This is a genomic window from Pseudoflavonifractor sp. 60 (genome assembly GCF_009911645.1).
GTDB lineage: Bacteria > Bacillota > Clostridia > Oscillospirales > Oscillospiraceae > Lawsonibacter.
The window spans coordinates 1-3,724 of sequence record NZ_QWKI01000236.1 but is presented as its reverse complement, the minus strand read 5'-3'; the positions used below and the strand labels follow the sequence as shown (position 1 = coordinate 3,724).

Sequence of the window (3,724 nt, the reverse complement as noted above, 5' to 3'; positions counted from 1 at the left end):
GGCCAGCGACACCGGCCTCGCTGCCGTTCCCCGCCCTTCCCCGTTCAGACCCCAAAAATCTGAACGGAGGAAAGGACGATGGAAATTACCATCAAAATCAACGGGCGGTTTGCGTCTGTCGAGGTCAGCGCCGATGTTGCCGACTATCTGGAACAGGCCAAGCGGAACAATCGGAAACTTTACCGGGAGCGTCAGCGGTATTGGGACGGGCGCGAGTGTGACGAGTACATAATCAGTACCGAGGGCCGTTTGCCCTACTGCGCCACCCCGGAAGAATTGGTCTGCCAGCGGGAAACACTGGATGAAATTCTGGCGGTGCTGGCGCTCTGTACCGACACCCAGCGGGAGCGGTTCTTGCTCTATGCGCTGTACGATTTTAACTGTGCCGAGATTGGGGAAATGTGCGGATGCTCGAAACAGGCTGTGCAGTTGAGCATTGAGGCCGTCCGCAAAAAGTTCTTCAAAATCTTTCGGTAAACACCTTGTCGGTAGACCCCCTAAGTGGGCTATAAGGTGAGGGGCAAAATGCTCCATCACCGGGAGGGACAAGCAGTTTCGGCTGCTTGTCCCTCCTGTCATTTAGGAGGCTATATGAAAATCATCAATCTGCGGCTCTACTATCCCCATTATGAGCAGGACAAGCTGGTGGAGGTCAGTGAGGAAGTCTTTGACGTGCTGTGCCAGTCCGTCAGGGAAATGCGGAACTATGAACGCCGCAAGCGGTATCACCGGGCGTTCTACTCGCTGGACGCTTTCGACTGGACGGAGAACTATGCACTGGAACACAGCCTGTCCCCGGAGAAGCTTGTCATGCTGGCGGAGGAACAGGCCGAGCGTGACCGGCTGGCCGCTGCCTTGCGGGAGGCTCTGGCCTACGCCACCCCCACCCAGGCCCGCCGCCTCTGTGCCTACTACCTGGGCGGGCTGACCCAGCAACAGATCGCAGACCGTGAGCGTGTCCACAACAGCAACGTATGTCTGTCCATCCGCCGTGGCCTGTGCAATCTTCGCCGCTACTACGCAGACCACCCCCAGGGGAAGTGAGGGCGGCATGGCGATTATCAATTTGCGAAAGCACTACTACCCGCTCTACACCAAGGACACTTTCATTGAAGTGCCGGACGAGGTTGCCGCCGTCATGGAGGAATGTCGGCTCTATGAGAACCGGCAAGAGGGCCGGAAAAGTTACTATCATGTTTACTCTATGGATTGCAGTCCCGGCATTGAAAACCACGCCATGTTCCTTGTGCAGTCCCCGGAGGATTTGATTATTCGGGAGATTGACGAGGCCGCTGAAGAACTGTTGCTGGAACGTCTGGCGGAGGCCATCTCACAGCTATCCCCCACCCAAGCGCGGCGGCTCCATGCCCGGTTCGCCTTGGAGAAAAAGTTTCGGGAGATTGCGGCGGACGAGGGCATCAGCGGGAGCTGTGCCTGTGACAGCGTGACCGGCGCACTTAAAAAATTGCAGAAGATTTTCGCCAAAAATGGCTGGATGGAAAAGGAGGATTGACAGCTATGGACAAGCCCCAGGAGGTTGAGAAGAAAATCGGCCAGTTGCAGAACCGCCAGAAGATTTTGCTGAACCGAAAACGGAGTGAGGAACACCGGGCTAGGACGCACCGGCTTATCGGACGTGGGGCCATTTTGGAGGCTGTTTTCCCCGCTGTTGTCGGCATGGAGGGTGAAGATATCAAGGCGTTTCTGATTACCCTCTCCCGCCTGCCAAGGGCGCAGGACTTGGCGGAAAAAGCGTCGAAAAACGAGGTTGCGGAGTAATCCCCAGTCCGAATGGCGCACTTATACACCGTGGCCGGTGTCGTGCGCCCTGCCGGGGGCTATTGCGTCCTACGGACGCGATGGGGGTTGACACCCCCAAACCCCCGCACCCCCGCCAGAAAGTGACACCCACTGCGCGTCTGTCACTTTCCGGCGGGGCCAATATCCACCATCGGAAGGAGGTGCTTTTTTACGGCAATTTTTCATTGTCCAATCCAAATCATCCAGCGGAGCCAGGGCAAGTCCGCTGTGGCCGCTGCCGCATATCGGAGCGGCGAAAAGCTGGTGAACGAGTGGGACGGAATGACCCATGACTACACCCGCAAGGGCGGCGTTGTCCACACAGAAATCATGCTGCCCTCTCACGCCCCGCCGGAGTTTCAAGACCGCTCCACCCTCTGGAACTCGGTGGAGCAGATAGAGAAATCCAGCGATGCCCAACTTGCCAGGGAGATTGAAGTGGCCTTGCCGGTTGAGTTATCCAGGGCGGAGCAGCTTGCCCTTGTCCGTTCTTTCGTCAAAGACAATTTTGTGGATGCTGGAATGTGCGCCGACTTCGCTATCCACGACAAGGGAACCGGCAACCCTCACGCTCACATCATGCTCACCATCCGGCCCATTCGAGAGGACGGCAAGTGGGGCGCGAAGTGCCGCAAGGTTTATGATTTGGACAGCCAGGGCCAGCGCATCCCAGACGGCAAAGGCGGCTGGAAAAGCCATCGGGAGGACACCACCGACTGGAACCAGCGGGGCAACGCCGAGAAGTGGCGGGCGACGTGGGCCGCTTATACCAACCGGGCTTTAGAGGCCGCAGGCAGGCCGGAACGCATCGACCACCGCAGTTATAAGAGGCAGGGTGTTGACAAAATTCCAACCGTTCACATGGGGCCTGCCGCCAGCCAGATGGAGCGCCGGGGCATTGTCACCGAGAAAGGGAACATCAACCGGGAAATCGCCGCCGATAACAAGCTGCTGAAAGAAATCAAAGCCCGCATTACCCGGCTCTACAACTGGAGCAAGGAGCAGTCCACCCAGTCCCAGGGCCGGGAGAGCATCATGGATTTTCTTCTCCAAGCGAGGCAGGACACCGCCCCGGCTTCCCAATATGCCAAGGTCAAGTCGCTCAAAGCGGACGCAAAACTTTTCAATTTTTTGATGGAAAATGGAATTTCCTCTATGGAGCAGCTTTATGAAAAGGTTTCCGCCATGAACAGCGGCTATTATGATTTGCGCGGCAAAATTGTCAAGGCCGAGCGTCGGTTATCGGTGCTGAATGAGCATTTGGAAATGTGGGCGCAGTATCAAAAATACAAGTCTGTCCGCCAGAAATTGGACAAGGTTGCCCCGGCCAAGCGGGAGCAATTCGCGCAGCGCCACAGCGCCGACCTTGCCCTGTTCGATGCCGCCGTCCGCTACTTGGACACGCTGAAAGCCTCCGGCGAGAGCATCACCCCCAAGGCATGGAGGATGGAGGCCCAAAGGCTGACCGCCGAGAAAGAGGCTGACTATCTGAAAATGCGGGCCATGCGGGAGGATATTAAGGCGATTGAAACTCTGAAAAAGACCGCTGACCGGCTTGCCAGGGAGGGCCAGACACAGCACAGGGAGGAACAGGAGCGATGACCTATCAGCAATATCGGGCCGTCCGGCGGCTGGTACATAGCTGCTGTAACTACCAGGACGGCAACTGCCTCCTGCTGGACGATGGGGAGGAATGTGTCTGCCCGCAGAGCATTTCCTACTCGCTGATCTGCCGCTGGTTCCGGGCCGCTGTGCTGCCGCTGGACGGGGAACTGTACGCAGCCCTGTTTCCCACGCCCTCTGCTGGGCGGCGGCGTTGCCGGGAGTGTAAACGAGTTTTCACCCCACCCAGGCACAACACCCTTTACTGCCCCGACTGTGCCGCAAGACGAGCCAAGCGGAGCAAGCGGGATTGGGCCAGAAA

Annotated in this window: 6 protein-coding genes; all 6 read left to right on the top strand. The window is 57.8% G+C overall.

The annotated features are described in order from the left end of the window. Positions 1 to 78 precede the first annotated feature (78 nt). Positions 79 to 477: a sigma-70 family RNA polymerase sigma factor gene (locus tag D1646_RS20600; protein ID WP_160584459.1), complete on the top strand. Its 399-nt coding sequence runs from the start codon at positions 79 to 81 to the stop codon at positions 475 to 477. Between the two features lie 114 nt (positions 478 to 591). Beyond that, positions 592 to 1,044 carry an RNA polymerase subunit sigma-24 gene (locus D1646_RS20595; protein ID WP_160638257.1) on the top strand — a complete coding sequence of 151 codons (453 nt, stop codon included), beginning with the start codon at positions 592 to 594 and terminating at the stop codon, positions 1,042 to 1,044. A gap of 7 nt (positions 1,045 to 1,051) precedes the next feature. Then, positions 1,052 to 1,513 (top strand): sigma-70 family RNA polymerase sigma factor, encoded by a 462-nt coding sequence (locus tag D1646_RS20590; protein ID WP_160638256.1) that lies wholly within the window; start codon positions 1,052 to 1,054, stop codon positions 1,511 to 1,513. Positions 1,514 to 1,518: 5 nt separating this feature from the next. Beyond that, positions 1,519 to 1,779 (top strand): DUF3847 domain-containing protein, encoded by a 261-nt coding sequence (locus tag D1646_RS20585; RefSeq protein WP_160638255.1) that lies wholly within the window; start codon positions 1,519 to 1,521, stop codon positions 1,777 to 1,779. A 132-nt stretch (positions 1,780 to 1,911) separates the two neighbouring features. Then, positions 1,912 to 3,402: a MobQ family relaxase gene (gene mobQ / locus D1646_RS20580; protein WP_201754784.1), complete on the top strand. Its 1,491-nt coding sequence runs from the start codon at positions 1,912 to 1,914 to the stop codon at positions 3,400 to 3,402. After that, the coding region (locus D1646_RS20575; protein ID WP_160638254.1) for a cysteine-rich VLP domain-containing protein at positions 3,399 to 3,724 on the top strand (326 nt) is incomplete at its 3' end. The genes mobQ and D1646_RS20575, both read left to right, overlap by 4 nt.